Raw genomic sequence first — 20,057 nt, forward strand, 5'->3', positions numbered from 1 at the left:
TTGGTGTGTGATATTTTTTATGACGACACGCGTTAATTTACTTATGCTATCGTTTGCAATATTGCAACAGTTGAGGCATAATAAGTATTGTCGATAAGGACACCTAGAGGTGTGGCAGTCCAATGATGGGATTGTCGGCATAGGAGAAAGGTTCGATGATGAATCGTACAATTAAATCAACAATTGCACTGGTAGCTTGCTCAGCAATGGCTTTTGGCGCGCTTGCTGCTTGCGGATCCTCCTCAAGCGACAGCTCTGCTAAAGGTAAGGTTTATTTCTTGAACTTTAAGCCAGAAGCTGCAGATCAGTGGAAAGAAGTAGCTAAGGCATACACCAAGAAAACTGGTGTTGAAGTTAAGGTTCAAACTGCTGCTTCCGGAACTTATGAGCAGTCTTTGAAGAGCGAAATTAGCAAGGGTGACGAAGCTCCTACACTCTTCCAGATTAACGGCCCAGTTGGTTACGCAAGCTGGAAGGATTACACTGCTGATTTGAAGGATACTGAGCTTTATAACCAGCTTCAGAACAAGGATATTGCTTTGAAGGATGGAGATAAGGTTGTTGGTATTCCATATGCAATGGAAACATACGGCTTGATTTATAACAAGGCTTTGCTCAAGAAGTACACCGGTCTTAAGGATGCTAAGGTAAAGTCTGCTGAAGAAATCAACTCCTTCGATAAGTTGAAGGCTGTTGCAGATGATATTCAAAAGCACAAGTCAGATCTTGGTGTCGATGGCGCATTCACTTCTGCAGGTTTCGATTCCAGCTCTGATTGGCGTTTCAAGACCCACCTTGCAAATCTTCCTTTGTACTATGAGTTCAAGGAAGATCATGTTACCAAGCAGCCTGCAAAGGTAAAGGGTACGTTCCTTGACGGTTACAAGAAGATTTTCGATCTTTACATTAATGATTCCACTACACCAGCAACGAAGATTGGTTCTAAGACTGGTGAAGATGCAAATGCTGAGTTCTCGCAGGGCAAGGCTGTGTTCTATCAGAATGGTACTTGGGCTTGGGGTGACCTCTCCAAGGCTGGTATGAAGGCTGAAGACCTTGGCATGCTCCCAATTTACATTGGTGCTAAGGGCGAAGAGAAGCAAGGTTTGGCAACTGGTTCTGAGAACTATTGGTGCATCAACGAGAAGGCATCTGACGCTAACAAGAAGGCAACTAAGGACTTCTTGAAGTGGTTGCTTACTTCCGATACTGGTAAGGATGCTTTGTCCAAGAAGATGGGCTTCACCACTCCATTCAAGAGCTTCGCAGATATCAAGTCCGACAACCCATTGACTCAAGCAGCTGTTGAAGATGCTAAGTCCGGTAAGACTCCAGTAAGCTGGAACTTCACCGTAATGCCATCTGATAACTGGAAGAACGACCTCGGCTCCGCTTTGCTTGAGTACGCTCAGGGCACCGGCAAGTGGGATAAGGTTAAGAGCGCATTCGTCGACGGCTGGGCTAAGGAATATTCTCAGGCTCACGAAGATGACGACTGATCCATTAATAAATAAATAGACGTTACACCTGCTGACGTAAGCAAGCAAAGGTGACGTAAGCAAATCCGCTAGGATACTGGCACATGATAGTGCTAAGTCCTAGCGGATTTTGTTATTTAGATATCTTAGATATCTTTGTTATTTTGATACCTTATAGAAAATTATAAAAGGCTTAGTCATTTAATAATGCGGCTGTACTTGAGCGCACGATAAGTTGCGCTGGAACAATGCGATGTGGATCTTCAACTTTCTCTGCACTTATAAGCGAAAGCGTTATGTCTGCTGCAGTAGAAGCAATATCGACTGGGTCCTGCCTAATAGTAGTTAAGCCAGTTTCGTGCGCGTAAAAACTATCGTCAAAACCAATAATTGACACATCTTTTGGAGTAGAATAGCCACTGCGAGCAAGCTGAAACATAAGTGGTATTGCAATCCCATCTTCTTGGCATGCAATTGCTGTTGGCATAGTTGAACTTCCAAGAAGCATAGAAACTATAGCGCTTATGCGGTCAGAATTGGCAGGTGCAACAATTTCTGTAGGTGTTATTCCGCTATTTTTACATTCGTCAATAAAAGAATGGTAACGTTGCAATACGCTGAAATGCAGTGAAACGTCGCGAGTTGTGCGCACATATGCAATATTGCGATGCCCTAAACCGATTAAGTGGCGTGCCATAAGTCTTGCACCTTGGTCGTCGTCAATATTGATAGTCGCGTCAAAGTCGCATTTTTGAGGGTATAAGCAGTTTATGCCAACAATTGGCACTCCTGTTGATTTAAGTTGTGCAATTTCGTCTGTATTTACGTCAAAGGAGCACACGATAACAGCGTCAGCATTACGTCTAGTTGGGAGCATTGTGAAAAATTCGCTACGCTCTTTGCTACTGGAAATCTGGAAAATGGACAAATCGTACCCAGCTGTGTGGAATACTTGATTCAATCCTTGAATTATAGATGCAGAAAACCATAGGCGAATTTGATCGCTAATAAGTAAAGCGATGCGCAAGGTTTTGCCTGATTTCAGTGCTGCTGCAGATTTCGAAATAGAAAAATTCATTTTTTCGGCAATTGCCAATACTTTATTGCGAGTGGATGCAGATACTAAGTTTGGTCGTGTAAATGAACGTGACACAGTAGAAACTGACACATGAGCTTTATTCGCTACATCTTGAATATTTGCCGACATGTGAACTCCTTTATTCGCGTATAGCAAACGTGTAGCACAGCTTTGTGTTTAGTTGCTTAGTACGAACTTTTATAGTTCGAAACAAACAAACGTTTGCAAACACTTCTATTTTAACAAATTTTACTGGAATGCCAACGATAATAAGCAATTTTTTTAAAACTAAATTTTGATATTTGTTTGAAGCGACATGTCAAAATGACAACGTTTGACATAGATAATTCATGTAGTAGAATGAAATTATTGGTTCGGGACAGCGATGTCTACGTGGATGTCGCCACTCAAGGAGGAGAAAGTGACGAGTCATGATTAGTATGAGCGGAAAAGCAATACGTAAGTGGTGGTGGTTATTTGCACTGCCAACGTTTGCTGCGTTTATTGTTGGCTTCTTGGTGCCATTTGTTATGGGTGTGTATTTGAGCTTTAGGAAATTCACTACTGTAACTGATGGCAAGTTTGTGGGTTTTCGTAACTACTATAGAGCTTTAAAAGATCCGCATCTTGTTTATTCATTTTTGTTCACAACGCTTTTTGCAGTTATTACAACAATAATTATTAATGTTATTGCTTTTGCAATTGCGTACATGCTTACTAAGAAGTTCAAGGGCACGACGATATTCAGAGCCGTGTTCTTCATGCCAAATCTTATTGGCGGCATTGTTTTAAGCTATATTTGGCAGCTTTTGTTAAATGGCATACTTGGGTACTTCAATCGTTCGATTACGTTCTCTGAAGTATTCGGTTTCTGGGGTCTTGTGATTGTTGTTTGCTGGCAGCAAATTGGCTATATGATGATTATTTATATCGCAGGAATGCAAGCTCTTCCTGGAGATGTTATGGAAGCTGCTGCTGTCGATGGTGCAAACCCAAGGCAGACTTTATTCAAGATTACTATTCCATTGATGATGCCTTCTATTACTGTTTGCACATTCTTAACAGTTACCAACGGCTTCAAGCTTTTCGATCAGAACTTCGCATTAACTAACGGTGGTCCTTCAAGGAAGACAGAGATGTTAGCTCTTAACATTTATAGAACTTTCACTACTCCAAGATGTGAAGGCGTTGGTCAGGCTCAGGCAGTCATGTTCTTCATTGTTGTGGCTGTTATTGCTATGGTTCAGAATATGCTCACTAGGTCGAAGGAGGTAGCGGCATGAACGAGAAAACAAAGCATCCTGCGTTATGGACTGTGCTGTTCACTCTTATAAGCTTGTTATGGATTTTCCCTATAGTTTTAGTGGTACTGAATTCTTTCAAGTCTAAGGTTGATATTGCAAGCAATCCTTTTACTTTTAGTTCAAAATCGTTTGTTGGAATGTCTAACTACGTATTAGGTTCAAATCGTACTGATTTTCCAATGAGTTTCCTCTGGACTATTGTTGTAACTGTTGGTTCTGTGATCCTCATTCTTCTGTGCACGTCAATGTGTGCATGGTGGATTGTTAGAGTTAACAATTGGTTTGCGAAACTGCTCTACGTGTTGTTCCTGTTCAACATGATTGTGCCATTCCAGATGGTTATGTACACCCTTGCTTACATTACGAACACTTTAAAGTTGAATACTCCATGGGGATTGTGGATTATTTACTTAGGCTTTGGCGCAGGACTTGCAGTGTTTATTTTCACTGGTGTGATTAAGGGTATCCCACAAGAACTCGAAGAGTCTGCAATGATTGATGGTGCTTCTGTGCCACGTATATTCTTCCAGATTATTGTGCCGATTATGCGACCTGCTATTATTTCGGTTTCAATCTTGCAAGCAATGTGGATTTGGAATGACTTCCTGCTTCCATTCTTGACGCTCGATCTCAACAAGTATAAGACCATTTCTATAGCTGTTCAGTATTTGAAGGGCGGCTATGGATCTGTTGAGATGGGCGCAATGATGGGTTGCTTGGTTATGGCAATTGTTCCAATCATAATCTTCTATCTCATTTGCCAGAAGTACATTATTAAAGGTGTTATGTCTGGTGCAGTAAAGGGATAAATTAATTCTCCTCCAAAATTCAAGTGGCAGTAAAAGCGGCGGTGTGCGCATACTATTACGTTTGTGCACACCGTCATTATTTTTAATAGTTACGCTAGTTTGTAATTAGGTGGTAGAGTTCGTTATTAGAGTATCTGTAGATAGTAAAGCATAGGAATTGCGTCATAAAACCAGGAGATAGTGTAGAATGATTTTCTCGTTTGGAAGCCCAGATTCAAAGTTTGCGCAAAGCATGGAAACATTTGCTGATGCCGTGTGGCTTACAATATTGATGATTTTAACAAGCATTCCTTTAATTACTATCGGTGCTTCTCTTTGTGCTGGTCATGATGCTGCAAGACGTACAGAGCAAGGTGAAGGACATATTACTACAGCTTATTTTCGCGCGTTTGCTAGCAACTTTTTGGAATCTACTATTATTTGGGCTGTAATGGGACCAGTTTTGCTTGCTATTATTTGGCTATGGCTTTGCGTGTGGTCTACTCCACTTTTAATTATTAAATTTATTCTGAGCATATTGTGGATTATTGTTGCCGAATGGGTGTTTGCATTACAAGCGCGTTTTAAAAATTCAATCGATAAAACAGTGGTTAATTCTCTTATTTTTGGTATTTCTTATTGGAAAGAAACTCTTTTAATGGCACTGCTAGATGTAGTGTTTATTGTGTTAATATTTGCATCAATCGTATATTTGCCGCAGGGTTTACCTTTGTTGGTATTTATTGGTTGGGGATCGCTTATTATGCTTCACACGCCTTTGTTGGAGCGTGTTTTTGCAAAATATATTAAGAAGTAATTTCTGCAAATAATTAATGAGGCGAGCATCTGTGACAATGCTCGCCTCACATAGGACATCATTGCAAGGAATATTTTGACATGCAGCTATGCAAATCATATTCCTTACGAGGGGGAATAGAGTCAGTTCATCAGTAAACCAACTATTAAATTATATATGCTTCCGTGTATTTTCGCCGTGCATAACTGCCGTCATAGATAGCACTCTTGGCGACTTAAATACTTCATCGGTGTGAACTACACGACCATCAGTGTCAGCAAGTGGAATACGCCAGTTTGGATACTCTGTGCTAGTTCCAGGCTGATTCTGTGAACGCTTCTCGCCGACAGCATCAACCAAAGCCACTTGCAAAAGCAAAGATGGGGAAGTGAGCATAATTGCATGCATAGCTTCCACAATCTCTTGTACGTGACCTTCGACATCCTCAGCAGCGTCTTTGCTAATCCAGCCGTTCTCAAGAAGCATCTTCATCATTGCATCGCGTTCAGCTTGAGCAGCCTCCTGGAACGTTTCTACGGAGTCTGTAAGCAGGTGAAGCTGCTCGCGAAGCTTTACATGCTCAAAGGCAAGATAACCAGCTGTAGGTGGCATATCGTGCGTAGTAACGGAAGCAAGAGCATACTCTCGATATGTAGACGGATTAGCGAAAATAATTTGCTTCTTTCCAGCCTTCTTAGTAGCGGCTTCAGCTTCGTCGTCGTGAGTGAACCACTCAACAACAGTGCCAAGCACGCCATGAGATGCAAGAACCTTAGAAACATACTTCGGCACAGTGCCCAAATCTTCGCCAATAACAACACCGCCTGCGCGAGTTGCTTCAATAGTGAGAACTGCGAGCATTGCGTCTACGTTGTAGTACACATAGGCGCCGTTTCTAGCACCCTGCCCTTGTGGAATCCACCACAAGCGGAAGAGACCAAGAACGTGATCAATACGAGCGGCTCCTGCGTGCAAGAACACGTTATGAACCATGTCTCGGTAAGCAATATAGCCAGTTTCATCCAAGTAATTTGGATCGAATGGAGGTTGACCCCAATCCTGACCTTGCTGGTTGTAGAAATCAGGAGGAGCGCCAACGCTTACACCATTAGCAAATCGTTCCGGACTCCACCAAACGTCAGCACCGTAACCGTGTACGCCAACTGCCATGTCTTGCATAAGACCAATTGCCATACCAGCAGCTTTAGCTTCAGCGTGAGCTGCAGCAACTTGCTCATCAGCAATCCACTGAAGCCAACGCTGGAACTCAAACAAGTCAGCATGTTCGCGCTTAAGTCGTTCAATTTGCGGAGTGCCTTTACCGGTAGTATCAAACCACAAATTCTCGCCCCAAGGAGCACCCCAAACCTCAAACGCAACACACCAGGTGGCAAAAGCATCAAGATCTTCACCAGAACGATGCTTAAACTCACTAAATTCGCGCTCGCGCTCGGCGGAACGAGGCTGCTTGAAAATAATACGCAACGCAGGAAGTTTGGCATCCCAAGCAGCGTTAATATCCATAGGATTTGGGTTATTGTTTTGAGGAGCAATAGACTCATGCAATTGCTCTACTTTAGCGAGATCCTCTCCGCTTAATTCAGCATATTCCGGAATATCTTGCGGACGAATATAAGTAACATTCAAGAACCTACGAGACTCAGGCAAGTACGGTGAAGGCTCAAGAGGTGTTACTGGAGCGCACGCATGAATTGGATTAATCAGCATAAAATCAGCCTTGCCGATTTCTCCAGCATCCTTAAGTAGGCGACGCAAATCGCCATAATCGCCAATTCCCCAAGAATCTTTTGAACGCACAGAATACATTTGCGTCATGAATCCCCAACGGTGCTTTTGCTTAACGCTTTCAGGCAATGGAATACGCGCAGGTGCGGCAATCAATGTGACATCAGCGTGTTGAGCCGTCTCGCCATTCGCGCTGATTACTTTAGCATGCAAAGTGTGATAGCCCATTGGCAAATCATCCGGAAGCTCAATGAACAAATCTCCATTGTCTTCGGATTGAATATCGCCTAACGAGCCTTCATAATCTGTTCCATCTTCGAGTGTAAGAGAAATATGAATTTGCTCTTTTTGGGCGTCTCCTGCGTGAATTGGTACGCAAGTTTTTGCGCCATTAAACGAAACGACAGTTGGTGGCAATAATTCGCTAGAGCGTTTGCGCTGAACCTTCTCGTATGAAATTGCAATATTGTCTTGAGTATCGGCAGGCATGCCTAATGCATCAAGTACTCCAACTAATGCTTCATCTGTAATTTCTGTGTAGCTTCCTTGCTGATCAATATAAAAAGTGGCAACGCCACACGCCTTAGCAAGCTTAATAAGTGGACGTGCAAGACGTTCCGCGCTTTCTTCCATAGGCTTATCAGCATCAGCTTTGCCAGTAGCTGTTGTTGTCATGGTTCTCCTTCTACTTTGTGATTTGGCACATTTCTAACATCGTCGTAAGCGTGCCAAATGTGCAACTATGGCGATAGCGTGTAAATCAATACATCTCTGGATTGAAATACACCCTGCCTGTCAATTATATAAATACCTGATATCGTTTGCAAATTAGCGTTGCGACATATTTGCTAGTTTTTATAAGTAATTGCAACTAAACGCAAGTGTTGTTATTACTCACGTTTAGTTGCAATCGTCTGATAGTTTGTTATTTCTTTTTACTTACTAAAACGCAATTACTTGTTGCTAAGCACAACAAAAGTTCTGGTAGGCAAGTGTAGGGTAGCAGCGCTTTTTTCTGTTGTAATATTTACTTCGGTGTCAGGCTGTTCTCCAGTCCACTTAGCAAAATAATCACTTGAATTAAGTATGCAATGCCACTCTTGAGCCTTTGCACTATGAATAGCAGGTAGTTGAATAGTTGCATCTTCATGATACATAGGATTTGCGCAAACAATTAAATTATTGCCAATGCGCGTAGCCAAAACAGTATGGTTAGACGTTTCAAGTTGTTTGCGTTTGCCGTCATACAATGAGCTATATTCAGCGCGAAGCTTTATAAGTGCACGATACCATTGAACAAGCGGACTGAAACGTTCAGCGCGCGCCCAGTCAAGCTGGTTCATTAGTACACCGCGATTATAAGAATTATCGCAACCGTGCTTAGTTCGCCCAAACTCTTCTCCGCTTAGCATAAACGGCGTGCCTGCAGCGCATAAAACAATTCCAGCTGCAAACATATTAGCGTTCAAAATATCCGCAACTTGTTTTGCATCTTGAGCGTCAAACTCAAAATCGCCAGCATTCTCGTGCATAGAAATGCAAAGCTTATCCCACAAAGTCAAATCGTCGTGAGCAGAAGTATATTGAACAATCTGTCCAACTTCTTTGCCTGCAGAAGTGGTATCACGCCATGCATTAAGAGTTTGACGAGCCGCATCCGAGCACCAGAACTCATTGCCATTTACATATCCGCGGTCGAAATGGTTCATGACGTTGCCTTTGAGAGAATCGCGAGACTCGTCACTAAACCAGCCTATGCGCTCGTTAAGAGTGCCTCTGCCGTCTTTATCTCCCATTGGAACTTTCTCATCAACAGCAGGATCCGAAGCACCCCACGGTTCTCCATACATAACAATATCTTTACCGCCAGGAAGCTCATCTAATGCAGCTCGTGCCTGATTTAAGGTTTCAGTATCAGTCAAGCCCATAAGATCAAAACGGAAGCCATCAATGTGATAGCAACGTGCCCAATGCAACAAAGATTCAATAATAAACCTGCGGAACATAGGATGTTCAGAAGCCATTTCATTTCCACAGCCAGAACCGTTAGCAAAAGATCCGTCAGAGTCTCGTCTGCAGAAATATCCAGGAGCCATGCATTCGAAAGCATTTTCTGCGGACTTGTACATGTGGTTATAAACGACATCCATAATTACACGTTGGCCATTAGCGTGTAATGCCGCAATCATTGCCTTGCATTCGCGAATTCGCGCAGTGCCATCGTAAGGATTGCTAGAATAAGCGCCTTCAGGAACGTTGTAAGCGTGAGGATCATAACCCCAGTTATACAAAGAATCTAGCTCTTCTGCAGAAGCGCCATTTTTTCTAGCATTGTCAATTGCAGATTCGTCAACTGTTGCAAAATCGTAAATAGGTTCGAGCTGTACGTGAGTAACGCCAAGCTGCTTTAAATAATCCAAGCCAGTAGGGAAGTTGCATTCAGAAGAATCTGGATTTTGCAAAGATGTATGTTCATCAGTAAAAGCGAGATACTGTCCTCTATGTTCTGGCTTAAAACCGCCATTAGGATTGCTGCTGAAATCGGCAACATGCGTTTCCCAAACAACCATTGCGTGGCGCACAAATTTAGGAGACTTATCTTTATGCCAATTGGCAGGAGATACTCGCTCATCGTCTATTACAAGGCTGCGCTCTCCATTTACGCCGCTTGCTACGCCCCAAGGGTCGCTTGTACGATTTACTGTGCCATCTTGGAAAGTAACGAGATAATCGTAGTATATGCCGTCTAAACGCTTGCGGAAATTAATTCGCCAAGCTCCATCATGTAGTGGTTTCAACTCATGTGTTTGAGTTGGCTCACTGTTATTTCCAGTTTCAAAAAGTCTTAGCGTTACATTCTGCGCAGTTGGTGCCCACACAGTAAATGTTGTAGATTTGGCGTTTAGAGTAAATCCAAGAGGTCCTTCGTATACAGGCCATGTTGCCGAAGATGGAGTCGTCATATATGGTATCCTTCTTCTTTCGCTATTTTGCGAATCGTCTAAATTTTCTAAATTATCTAATCGTATTAGTAATTATACAGTTTTTTAAATTTTATTATTTACTTATTGTTCTGTTATCAAGTTTTTTTATGTTTTGCGGCACTATTTGGCTAAACACGGTAGGGTTTATGTGATAGCCATTATCGTATTAAGTCAAACGGCGAGTGTGTTAAGTTATTTTTATTTTAAGTTGTATATTCGCATTGTTTAGATGAAAAAGAAGGCTGAAACGCTCGAAAGCGTCTCAGCCTTCAGTAGATTTATATCCTGTAAATTATCAGCCCTTAACGGAGCCAGACATGGACTCTTCGTAGAATCGTTGCATAACGATAAACAGGATTGAGATTGGTATGGAGACGCACACAGCACCTGCGGAGAATCGTGCGAACCAGTGATTAATATACTCTTTCTGAAGCATTTGCCACAAGCCCACAGCAACAGTGTAGTTATCTGCAGTTCGAGCAATAGTCTTAACCAAAACGAAGTCAACCCATGGTCCCAAGAAGCTAGTAATAGCCTGGAACACAATCATAGGCTTGCAGATTGGAAGAATAATCTTATAGAATACTTGCCAAGTTGTGCAGCCGTCCAAGTATGCAGCCTCATCCAAAGACTTTGGAATAGTATCCATATAGCCCTTCATAACGTAGAAGCCCATACCGCTACCGGCAGAGTACACGATAATTAAGGAGATGAGTATTACGCTACCGTTTGTTAAGCCAAATGCTTTCAAAATGAAGTAAATAGCGATAACAGCCATGATGGATGGGAACATACCCAAAATCAAAGCAATATTCATGAATGTCTTACGTCCGCGGAAGCGCAGACGAGACATACAGAATGCCACTACGAGTACGAAGAACAGTGAGATAATGCACACGAAGATAGACACAATCAAAGTGTTTAAGAACATGCGTGGGAAATCAAATGTTTCGCGCTGAGTGAATAACTGAATATAGTTATTAAACGAGTACTCGGTAGGGAAGAACGTAGTCTGATATGGAGCAGTGTTCTTGTTGAAACTTTCTAAGAATATCCAAGCGATTGGCGTGAGCCAAACAATAGACATGAGAATCAGGAACAAGTGCGCTGCAAAATCTCCGACGCGACGACGAACTCGTTGATCGCGCCACATTGGAACGCTACGCGTGCTATGCACTGACTGATCTTTTTGTTCAGGCGCAGATTTCGTAACTTTATCTTTATTACTCACCGGAATCCCTCCTCATTCTTGTAAGATCCAGAGTTGCGATACGTAATCAGTGCTACGACAGCAAGAACAATGAATGTCATAATGCCAATCACAGCGCCCATGCTGTAGTCGCTCTTGTCTACAGTCAGCTTGTAGAGCCATGTAATGAGCAAATCAGTCTTACCTGCTGAAGATGTGAGTGATGACGGATCGCCTCCTGACAAGAGGTAAATAACGTTGAAGTTGTTTACGTTGCCTGTGAAAGTTGTAATTAAGTAAGGTGTCATTACGAAGAAGATATATGGCATTGTGACGTTCATGAAACGCTGCCACCAACTTGCACCATCGAGCTCTGCTGCTTCGTAAAGTTCTGCAGGAACGTTTTGCAAAATGCCTGTAATCTGCATGATAGTATACGGGATACCAACCCAAAGATTGATGAGAATCACCGTTACTCGCGCCCAGGTTGCATCTTGGAAGAATGGTAATGGAGAATGAATCCATCCCGAAGCTAAGAGTAAACGATTAATAGCGCCTTCACGTTGAAGCATACTATGCATAACGAGTAATGAAACAAACTGTGGAACTGCAACAGTTAGGGAGAAGCAAGTGCGCCATAAGCCCTTGAAGCGGGTGGTGCGTCTATTGATAATCATAGCCATGAACATTCCGAAGAAGAAGTTCAAGAATGTTGCAAAGAAAGCCCACACTAAAGTCCAAACTAACACGTCTATGAAAACTTTAGCATTAATTAAGCTATTCGAATTGCCAATATCGAAGAAATTCTGTAATCCTACCCAGCTAAACAGTGGAACATGCTTGCTATCGTAATTTGTGAATGCCATAGAGATCATGAAGATTAATGGCAAAATTGTAAAGAGAACAATTCCAATGGTTGGTATGGTCATAAAACCAACATGAGCATTCTGATCAAGTAAAGACTTTAAATCTTCGTAGAAATTAGCAGGCTTCTTACCTTTTGCGACAGTATCTTGCGCTTTATAAGCACTACGTAAAGACAGAGTAGCTAAGAAAATTAGTAAGCAAATAGCAGCAAGAGACATAACGCAGTAAAGAAGAATCTCCACAGAGCTGTCACCCTCTGTATAATGCCAAAAACCTCTGATTTTAATCTTTGTTGCTTTAAGAGTGCCTAAAGTCGTGATCTTTGGTAAATATTCGACGCCAGTAGTAGCTAAGAAGTAGATTACAGCTATTTCAGTTACTAAGAAAATAACGCCTTTAGTGAACTGTCGGCGTGCTAAATTACCGAAGCCGAAAATGATAATAGAGAACCAAGAGTAAATGTCAGCACCTTTTGCTGCTTTCTGCAATGAGTATGGTGACGGTGCAAAGCGCTCAGAATTCGGTGTATTCCGACGCTTTAATCGTTTCATGGATGCTGTGCCAATCATGACATGCCTTTCCTATAAACAATGAGTGCGTTTTGAGGAGAAATAAAACGCCCCGCCCCTATTCACAATAGTGTGGGGAGCGGGGCGTTTTATTTTTACGTAAGTTGTGTAGCACTACTTACGTTTTTCAGATAATCTATACTGTAAGGAAGCTTACTTCTTAAGAGCTTCATCGAAGCTCTTCTGGAAGTCTGCAGTCTTTGCTGCAGCATTGCTTTCATTAATTTCCTTGTTTGCAAGAGCGGAGCCGAAGTTCTTAGACGGATCCCAGTATGCACTCATTTCAGGAATATTTGGCTGCACGACAGAAGTCTTAGCAATGGTTTCCATCTGAGCAGTAGCACCTGCATCATCTTTAACGGTATCTGCAAGAGTCTTGTCGGAAGGAATTACGCTCTGAAGCTCATAAGCTTTCTTCTGGGATTCCTTAGATCCAAGGAAGGCAGCAAACTTAGCAGCCATTTCTGGAGCCTTGGAATTCGGGTTATAGCCAACGGCCTTAGAACCAACGAAGGACTTCATTTGCAATTCGCCAGCTTCAGTCTTGAACTTAGGAAGAGCTGCGGCAGCGTAATTATCGCCTAAAGCCTTCTTTACGTCTGCTTCATCCCAAGAACCGGAGAAGTAAGCATCGACAGTGCCATCCTTGATGCCAGCTAAGCCTGCACCATTGCCATCCATGACAAAGTTCTTATTCTGAATGAACTTTGCAATGTACTTGGTAACAGCAGCTGCCTTATCGCCGAGCTTAATACCAGCCTTTGCATCGCGACCATTATCACCGAAGAACTTCAGGTTGCCATCGAGTTAGAAACCGGCGAGGTACCAGCCGCCGCCAATATCGAATGCAACCTTGCCCTTCTCAAGCATCTTGTCGAGGGACTTAACGTCATCAGCAGAGAACTTGGACTTGTTGTAGTACATGAACCAAGTGTTGCTGGTATAAGGAACGCCGTACATCTTGCCATCCTGAGCAGTGACGGACTTAACCAAAGCGTCCTCATTCTGCTCCTTGACCTGCTTCACAGCGTCATCGCCTAATTCGCCAATAGCACCAGCTTTTACTAACTCACCAATCTGATCGTTAGGGAAGAGATAAACATCAGCAGCTGCTTTAGGATCCTGCTTTACAGTTGTTGCAGCATCTGGAGGAGCAACTACAGAATTCTTGAAGCTAACTTCTGGGTGATCCTTCTTGAATTCCTTCTCCATGGTGTCAATCCAGCCGCCGGCTTTCTGATCTTCAGAAGCAGACCATACAGTAAGCTTTACTGGAGCTGCCTTGCCATCAGAACTATTGTTAGTGCTTGAACCGCAAGCTGCAAATCCAAACAAAGTAGCAACTGCAAGACCTGCACCCAGCATCTTCTTAATATTCGTCATCCTTGACCTCCTATATCATGCCAAAAACTGGCATATCATTTGGTGGCGTAGTAACGGATTCCGTTGTGGCGCAACATCGCGATTGCTGCGTAGAGCAGCGTCACAAGTCTCACAAATCCGTTCGTAAGCACTGTGTAGTATACACGGATATCACGTCGTTTGCAAATGAGTGGCGGGCTAGTTTGCATATTTTGCTTTATAAATTTTTCAAGTGGATACGTGTAAACTAAGTAGAACAACGCGAGAAGGGTGAAATAATGGGATTATATAATCACGCACAATGGCTTAAAGACGCGGTTTTTTACGAAATCTATCCGCAAAGTTTTTGTGATTCCAACGGTGACGGCATAGGCGATATTCAAGGAATTATAAAAAAATTAGACTATGTCAAATCGCTTGGTTGCAATGCAATCTGGCTTAATCCTTGTTATGATTCGCCTTTTAAAGATGCGGGCTATGACGTGCGCGACTACAAAAAAGTAGCTGCGCGTTATGGAACAAACGAAGATTTAAAGCAACTTTTTAATGAAGCTCATAATCGAGGAATCCGTATATTGCTTGACTTAGTGCCGGGTCACACGAGTGAAGAACACGAGTGGTTTAAGAAAAGCTCGAAAGCGGAAGAAAACGAGTTTAGCAAGCGATACATTTGGACAGACAGTGCGTTTAGCGGCTATTCTATGCCGTTTATTGGCGGTGAAACTGAGCGTGACGCAACGTATATTCTAAACTTCTTCAAATGCCAGCCGGCATTAAACTATGGTTTTGCGCATAGAGATCGAGCTTGGCAATCTTCGCCTGATTCTAAAGAGGCTGCCGAAACTCGCGCTGCAATGGTTGATATTATGCGATTTTGGCTTTCACTCGGTGCAGATGGATTCCGAGTTGATATGGCTGATTCGCTTGTAAAAAACGATGAGAACAATGGCGAAGGAACTATTGGCAAAGACAATACGATTCGCGCATGGCAGGAAATGCTGGGTGCTGTAAAAGAAGAGTATCCGCAGGCTGCTTTTGTTTCTGAATGGGGTAGGCCGCGTCAGGCTCTTGCTGCCGGATTTGACATGGACTTCTATTTGAATTGGCGCTGGGATGGAAATCCTAATGGATACGCACGTTTAGCTCGTGATGTTGATAACGCTTTAGATAGCAATCCTGAGCATGATCACAGCTACTTTAATGCGCGCGGCGGCGGCAGTATTTGCCCATTTTTAGACGATTATTGCCCACAATATGAGTCAACCTGCTCGCAAGGCTACTTTAGTTTCATCACTTGCAATCACGATACGCCGCGTCTTGCTCCGCGTCTTGACGATCGTGAGCGTCGCGTTGCTTTCGGCATGATACTCACTATGCCAGGCGTGCCATTCGTATATTACGGCGACGAAATTGGCATGAAATATCGCGATATTCCAACAAAAGAAGGCGGTTACGCCCGTACTGGCACGCGTACGCCAATGCAATGGGATGATGCAAAGAATTTTGGCTTCTCAACGGCTGCAAAATCTAAATTATACTTGCCTGTTGAAGCTCGAGCAGATGGAAGAACTTGCGCAAACTCTCGCAAACAAGCAGTAGAAAGTGGCGAAATACCAACTGTTTCTGCGCAAATTAATTGCGAAGATTCCTTCCTTTCATGGGTGCGTTCGCTTATTGCGCTTCGTCATAATCGCAAATCTTTGCAAGCTGACGCGTCTTGGAGAGTTTTGTATGCTCCGGTTGACGGTCGCGGCTTTGCTTACGAGCGTTGCGCAAAAGGTGACGCAGGAGAATCAGCTGTAGAACGAAGCATTGTTATTATGAACCCAGGTGTAAATAGCGAAACAATTTCATTAGAAGCATTAGCGAATCTTACGCAAGAATCTGCTTACAACCCATTACTGAAAATTGGAGAAATATCAGTTAATGGTGATTGCTTAACACTCGGCGCTCAAAGTTTTGCAGTATTTGGAATGTAAAGTGTTTGGAATGTAAATTGTAGCGTACAAGTCAAGTAGATACGCAACTGCGGATAAAGTTTATATAAACTAGGTATGCGCAAATAAACAAGGACGTGTAATGAGTATTAATAGTGGTAAAGCAATAATGCGCGATAGCGGTAGTGCGAATAAGGAAATGCTTGACGCAAACGGCAAACCAATTCGTGCTGACCGTAACATAAAAACTGGAATCACGCTTAATAAACTTAAAATGCTCGGCGCTTTTATGCTTATGCTAGGCACATTTAGCAACACAGTAATTGCGCGAATGTTTGGCGGAACAGTAACCAATAATATGTTTGCATTGACAGTCATATTAGTTTGCGAATTTATAAGTTGGACTGCAGTGCCATGGTATGCGTGGATACTAGTACGCGGATACCATAACACGCATAATTTGAATCTTTACATGTTAAGATTGTTGATTTTAGCAGTGGTTTGCGAAGTTCCATACGATTTGGTGAATTCAAAATGTTTGTTCGACATGCGTTCGCAAAATCCTGTATTCGCAATGGTTATCGCACTATTCGTACTTTCGGGTATAGATACAATTAGGGAGCGTTTAAGCGGATTTAGTAAAGGTTTTGCTATTACTGTGCTTATCATTGCGGGTCTTCTTTGGAATTTGATAGGAAAAGTTTTTGTGCAGCATGGAATTTTCTTCGGCGGTGTAACTTTACTTATTTTCGTACTTCTTTTTGAATTATTAAAAAAGCGCGAAATTACTATGGAGATGACTGCAGGAATGTTCGGTGCTATGTCGATGCTTGCACCTGGTATTGGTGTAGCTGTGTTGCATTATCGTAGTGCTTATGGTGATGGTCCTAAAAACTCGACGACGTTCCGTTGTGTTATGTATGCGTGGTATCCGCTGATGTTGATCATTGCGTCAGCGTTTGCAGTATACATTCATTAAAGTTATAAGTTGTAAGCAAACAAAATAATACATAAAATAATACATAAAATTGTTAATAAGCAAAGTTGCAGGTAACAGCAGAGGTGTGCAATAGTATGGACTCTTCCAAGTTGGGAATTTTTTATAATTACGCATCCGACTTAAACGCAAAGGCGCAGGATAGTCAGGTAATTAAAGGCGAAAAGTGGCGAATTACGGTTATTGCGGATTCGTTGTTGCGCCTTGAGTGGAGCGACGACGGAAAGTTTGTTGACAATCCTACACAAACTGTAATCTGCCGCAATTTTGCTCACAAAAACGCGGACGCTCAGCCGAAATTTAGTGCGCGCAAAAACGAAAATGGATGGCTGGAAGTAGAAACCGAAAAGCTTCACCTTACTTATAATTGCGAAGCTTTTAGCAAAGAAGGCTTAAGTATTGTTGTTCGCGGAGTGCCGTGCACGCAATTTAATACGTGGCATTATGGCGACGATTGCCCGGGAAATCTTCTTGGAACTTTTAGAACTTTGGATCAAGCGGACGGTTCGGTAAAACTTGGTAAAGGCATACTTTCGCGCGATGGATGGTCTATTTTAGACGATTCTGCAACTTGCGAAATTGCACCGGCTGAGGAAATAAATGGCAAACCAAACCCGTATGGGGCTTGGGTTAAGTCGCGTGCGCAAAAAGTTAGCGAACAAGACGGCAGATATAAAGACTTATACTTCTTCGGTTACGGACACCACTACATTCAAGCAATTCAAGACTTTTATAAGCTTACAGGCGCTCAGCCGCTGCTGCCGCGTTTTGCGCTAAGCAATTGGTGGAGCCGTTACTATCACTATCGCCAAGACGAATATTTGCAATTGCATAATCGCTTCAAGTGCGAAGGCATACCTTTCAGTGCAGCTGTTATTGACATGGATTGGCATGTTACGGATGTTGATGCAAAATATGGTTCTGGCTGGACTGGTTACACGTGGAATGAGGAACTTTTCCCGGATCATCGTGCTTTTTTGCGTAAACTTAACGCGGCTGGATTGGCTCCAACTTTGAACTTGCATCCGCGCGACGGCGTGCGTGCGTTTGAAAAAGATTATCCGCAAGTTGCGCGAGATATGGGAATTGATCCTGCAAGTGGTAAAGCTGTGGAATTTGATTTAACGAATCCGCAATTTGTTGAAGCTTACTTCAATATGCATCATCGCATGGAAGATGAAGGCGTGCGATTCTGGTGGATTGACTGGCAGCAGGGTGGAGTTACGCGCGAGCCTGGCTTGGATCCTCTTTGGATGCTGAACCACATGCACTACGAGGACGCTGCGCGCGACGGCCGCTGGCCGCTTACTTTCTCTCGTTACGCTGGTCCTGGTTCACATCGCTACCCAGTTGGATTCTCGGGAGATACCGTTACTACTTGGGATTCGCTTGCGTTCCAAACTTACTTTACTGCTACAGCTTCAAATATTGGCTACGGATGGTGGAGTCACGATATTGGCGGACACATGCTTGGCGTTCGCAACAACGAGTTGGAAGCGCGATGGTACGCTTTCGGCGCGTTTAGTCCTATTAATCGTTTGCACTCTACTTGCTCGCCGTTTGCTGGAAAAGAGCCGTGGAATTTCCCTAAGGAAACTCGCGAAGCAATGGTGAAAATGCTTCGTTTGCGCGCGGAACTTTTGCCATACGTTTATACGATGAATTATCGCGCGGCTTTTGAAGGCAGACCGATTATTGAGCCAATGTACTGGCAGTCGCCGGAAGTTGGGATGGCTTACGAGATTCCTAACGAGTACCGTTTTGGAAGCGAGCTTATAGTAGCGCCGATTGTTTCGCCTAACGACGCGGCTACTTTGCGCGGATGCGCTGGAGTTTGGTTGCCGGAAGGTGATTGGTACGATTTGTTTGACGGGCGCAGGTATGTGTCTCGCGGCTGGAATGGTCGCAGATTTGAAGCGTGGCGCTCACTTGACCGCGTGCCGGCTTTTGCGCGCGCTGGAGCGATTGTACCTTTGCAAGTTTTGCCGGAAGTTGCAGATTGCGAGCGTAATGCTGATGCTGCTGAATCTGTTAATAGTATTGAAAATCCTCGTAGTTTGCGCGTTCTTGCATTCCCTGGAGCTGACGGCGAATTTGTGATGCGAGAAGATAACGACGACTTTGCTGCAGCATCAGCTGGAAACACTGCGAACACGCGTATGAATTTTGTGTGGCGAGACGGCAATGGCTCTTCGCAATTTATTATTTCCGGTGTTGCAGGATCCGATGCTGCCGTAGAAGCTGTGCCGGAAAAACGCAACTGGAATGTTGTATTTAGAGGAGTTGCTTGCACAGATTTTGCGAACGTGCGCGTGCTTGTGGAGGGAAAAGAGCTTAACGCAAGCGATTTTGCGGTTTCTTACGAAGGCGAAGAGTCGACTTTGAGCTTGTCAGTTTCTGTGAAAGACGTGCCAGCTCGTTCGGAAGTTCGCGTAATTGTTGATGGTGGATTGCAAATCGCTGCCGACCCTAAAGTTGGTGACGCTTACAGATTCCTGCTTCAAGCGCAAGTGCCGTACCGCGGTAAGGAAATGGCTTTTGATGCAGTGAGCGAGGCTGGCGGAAGTGCAAGTGCTATTGCTGCAATCTCAACTCTTGAATACGAAAACGAATCGGAAGCAGAAAAGTATCGCAACAGCGTTGATATGCTTAATGCTTACGCAACTGATCAGCCTTCTGTAATGAAGTGGGCGCAGTGGCGTTGTACGTTGCCGGTTTCTGTAAAGCACGCGCTTGAGGAGATTTTGCTGCGCTCGGTTGAGTGAGTAATGTTTTTCTCAATAGATTTTAGCTCTGTTGAGTTAGTTGTAATCTGCTGGGTGAAGTTGTGTACTTTTCTCAGCAGATTTGTTTTTTGAGCGAGTTGCGATTTTGCAAATCTGTATTTTTGCATTTTTATTTCTGTAAATTCGTATTATCAAAAATTAGAATTTATATGGTAACAAATGTTTAGACATATTAG

Annotated in this window: 12 protein-coding genes and 1 pseudogene; 7 read left to right on the forward strand and 6 right to left on the reverse strand. The window is 43.2% G+C overall.

Features of this window, described 5'->3' with window-relative positions; genetic code table 11:
- Positions 1 to 155: 155 nt before the first annotated feature.
- Complete coding sequence (locus ACJV2T_RS06095; protein ID WP_275712703.1) at positions 156 to 1,499, forward strand: ABC transporter substrate-binding protein; 1,344 nt, start codon at positions 156 to 158, stop codon at positions 1,497 to 1,499.
- Positions 1,500 to 1,671: 172 nt separating this feature from the next.
- Here the strand turns inward: ACJV2T_RS06095 and ACJV2T_RS06100 are convergent, their stop codons facing one another.
- Positions 1,672 to 2,685 (reverse strand): LacI family DNA-binding transcriptional regulator, encoded by a 1,014-nt coding sequence (locus ACJV2T_RS06100; RefSeq protein WP_415687721.1) that lies wholly within the window; start codon positions 2,683 to 2,685, stop codon positions 1,672 to 1,674.
- 302 nt (positions 2,686 to 2,987) lie between these two features.
- On the opposite strand from ACJV2T_RS06100, the gene ACJV2T_RS06105 reads away from it, so the two are divergent.
- The 3 genes from ACJV2T_RS06105 to ACJV2T_RS06115 all read left to right on the forward strand — a co-directional run bounded on the left by ACJV2T_RS06105 (position 2,988) and on the right by ACJV2T_RS06115 (position 5,465).
- Positions 2,988 to 3,839, forward strand: a complete 852-nt coding sequence (locus tag ACJV2T_RS06105) for a carbohydrate ABC transporter permease (RefSeq protein ID WP_415683072.1) — start codon at positions 2,988 to 2,990, stop codon at positions 3,837 to 3,839.
- Positions 3,836 to 4,669: a carbohydrate ABC transporter permease gene (locus ACJV2T_RS06110; RefSeq protein ID WP_391496066.1), complete on the forward strand. Its 834-nt coding sequence runs from the start codon at positions 3,836 to 3,838 to the stop codon at positions 4,667 to 4,669. Before ACJV2T_RS06105 ends, ACJV2T_RS06110 begins: the two co-directional genes overlap by 4 nt.
- Before the next feature lie 187 nt (positions 4,670 to 4,856).
- Positions 4,857 to 5,465, forward strand: a complete 609-nt coding sequence (locus ACJV2T_RS06115; RefSeq protein ID WP_415687717.1) for a DUF624 domain-containing protein — start codon at positions 4,857 to 4,859, stop codon at positions 5,463 to 5,465.
- Positions 5,466 to 5,615: 150 nt separating this feature from the next.
- Here ACJV2T_RS06115 and malQ read toward each other — a convergent pair whose 3' ends face one another.
- The 5 genes and pseudogenes from malQ to ACJV2T_RS06140 form a co-directional block, all read right to left on the reverse strand.
- A complete protein-coding gene (gene malQ, locus ACJV2T_RS06120) occupies positions 5,616 to 7,865 on the reverse strand; it encodes a 4-alpha-glucanotransferase (RefSeq protein WP_419399425.1) in 2,250 nt (749 codons plus the stop codon).
- A 278-nt stretch (positions 7,866 to 8,143) separates the two neighbouring features.
- On the reverse strand, positions 8,144 to 10,153 hold the full coding sequence (gene pulA, locus ACJV2T_RS06125) for a type I pullulanase (protein ID WP_419399426.1): 2,010 nt from the start codon (positions 10,151 to 10,153) through the stop codon (positions 8,144 to 8,146).
- A 316-nt stretch (positions 10,154 to 10,469) separates the two neighbouring features.
- Positions 10,470 to 11,327 carry a sugar ABC transporter permease gene (locus ACJV2T_RS06130; RefSeq protein WP_391496493.1) on the reverse strand — a complete coding sequence of 286 codons (858 nt, stop codon included), beginning with the start codon at positions 11,325 to 11,327 and terminating at the stop codon, positions 10,470 to 10,472.
- Between the two features lie 74 nt (positions 11,328 to 11,401).
- Positions 11,402 to 12,799, reverse strand: coding sequence for a carbohydrate ABC transporter permease (locus tag ACJV2T_RS06135; protein WP_391496062.1), 1,398 nt, complete (start codon positions 12,797 to 12,799; stop codon positions 11,402 to 11,404).
- Between the two features lie 153 nt (positions 12,800 to 12,952).
- Positions 12,953 to 14,182 (reverse strand): annotated as a pseudogene (locus ACJV2T_RS06140) (extracellular solute-binding protein).
- A 257-nt stretch (positions 14,183 to 14,439) separates the two neighbouring features.
- Here ACJV2T_RS06140 and ACJV2T_RS06145 point away from each other — a divergent pair.
- The 3 genes from ACJV2T_RS06145 to ACJV2T_RS06155 all read left to right on the forward strand — a co-directional run bounded on the left by ACJV2T_RS06145 (position 14,440) and on the right by ACJV2T_RS06155 (position 19,860).
- The gene (locus tag ACJV2T_RS06145; protein WP_419399427.1) at positions 14,440 to 16,140 is read left to right on the forward strand and encodes an alpha-amylase family glycosyl hydrolase; all 1,701 of its coding nucleotides are present in this window, start codon (positions 14,440 to 14,442) and stop codon (positions 16,138 to 16,140) included.
- Between the two features lie 100 nt (positions 16,141 to 16,240).
- Positions 16,241 to 17,077 (forward strand): TraX family protein, encoded by an 837-nt coding sequence (locus tag ACJV2T_RS06150; protein ID WP_419399428.1) that lies wholly within the window; start codon positions 16,241 to 16,243, stop codon positions 17,075 to 17,077.
- Positions 17,078 to 17,172: 95 nt separating this feature from the next.
- Positions 17,173 to 19,860, forward strand: coding sequence for a glycoside hydrolase family 31 protein (locus tag ACJV2T_RS06155; protein ID WP_419399429.1), 2,688 nt, complete (start codon positions 17,173 to 17,175; stop codon positions 19,858 to 19,860).
- Positions 19,861 to 20,057 lie beyond the last annotated feature (197 nt).

The sequence above is a fragment of the Gardnerella phocaeensis genome (assembly GCF_048545075.1).
Taxonomy (GTDB): domain Bacteria; phylum Actinomycetota; class Actinomycetes; order Actinomycetales; family Bifidobacteriaceae; genus Bifidobacterium; species Bifidobacterium vaginale_J.

What these genes read in the sequence shown, in the direction of transcription:
- ACJV2T_RS06095 (WP_275712703.1), top strand. Translation starts at nt 156, where the DNA reads ATGATGAATCGTACAATTAAATCAACAATTGCACTGGTAGCTTGCTCA.
- ACJV2T_RS06100 (WP_415687721.1), bottom strand. Translation starts at nt 2,685, where the DNA reads ATGTCGGCAAATATTCAAGATGTAGCGAATAAAGCTCATGTGTCAGTT.
- ACJV2T_RS06105 (WP_415683072.1), top strand. Translation starts at nt 2,988, where the DNA reads ATGATTAGTATGAGCGGAAAAGCAATACGTAAGTGGTGGTGGTTATTT.
- ACJV2T_RS06110 (WP_391496066.1), top strand. Translation starts at nt 3,836, where the DNA reads ATGAACGAGAAAACAAAGCATCCTGCGTTATGGACTGTGCTGTTCACT.
- ACJV2T_RS06115 (WP_415687717.1), top strand. Translation starts at nt 4,857, where the DNA reads ATGATTTTCTCGTTTGGAAGCCCAGATTCAAAGTTTGCGCAAAGCATG.
- malQ (WP_419399425.1), bottom strand. Translation starts at nt 7,865, where the DNA reads ATGACAACAACAGCTACTGGCAAAGCTGATGCTGATAAGCCTATGGAA.
- pulA (WP_419399426.1), bottom strand. Translation starts at nt 10,153, where the DNA reads ATGACGACTCCATCTTCGGCAACATGGCCTGTATACGAAGGACCTCTT.
- ACJV2T_RS06130 (WP_391496493.1), bottom strand. Translation starts at nt 11,327, where the DNA reads ATGTGGCGCGATCAACGAGTTCGTCGTCGCGTCGGAGATTTTGCAGCG.
- ACJV2T_RS06135 (WP_391496062.1), bottom strand. Translation starts at nt 12,799, where the DNA reads ATGATTGGCACAGCATCCATGAAACGATTAAAGCGTCGGAATACACCG.
- ACJV2T_RS06145 (WP_419399427.1), top strand. Translation starts at nt 14,440, where the DNA reads ATGGGATTATATAATCACGCACAATGGCTTAAAGACGCGGTTTTTTAC.
- ACJV2T_RS06150 (WP_419399428.1), top strand. Translation starts at nt 16,241, where the DNA reads ATGAGTATTAATAGTGGTAAAGCAATAATGCGCGATAGCGGTAGTGCG.
- ACJV2T_RS06155 (WP_419399429.1), top strand. Translation starts at nt 17,173, where the DNA reads ATGGACTCTTCCAAGTTGGGAATTTTTTATAATTACGCATCCGACTTA.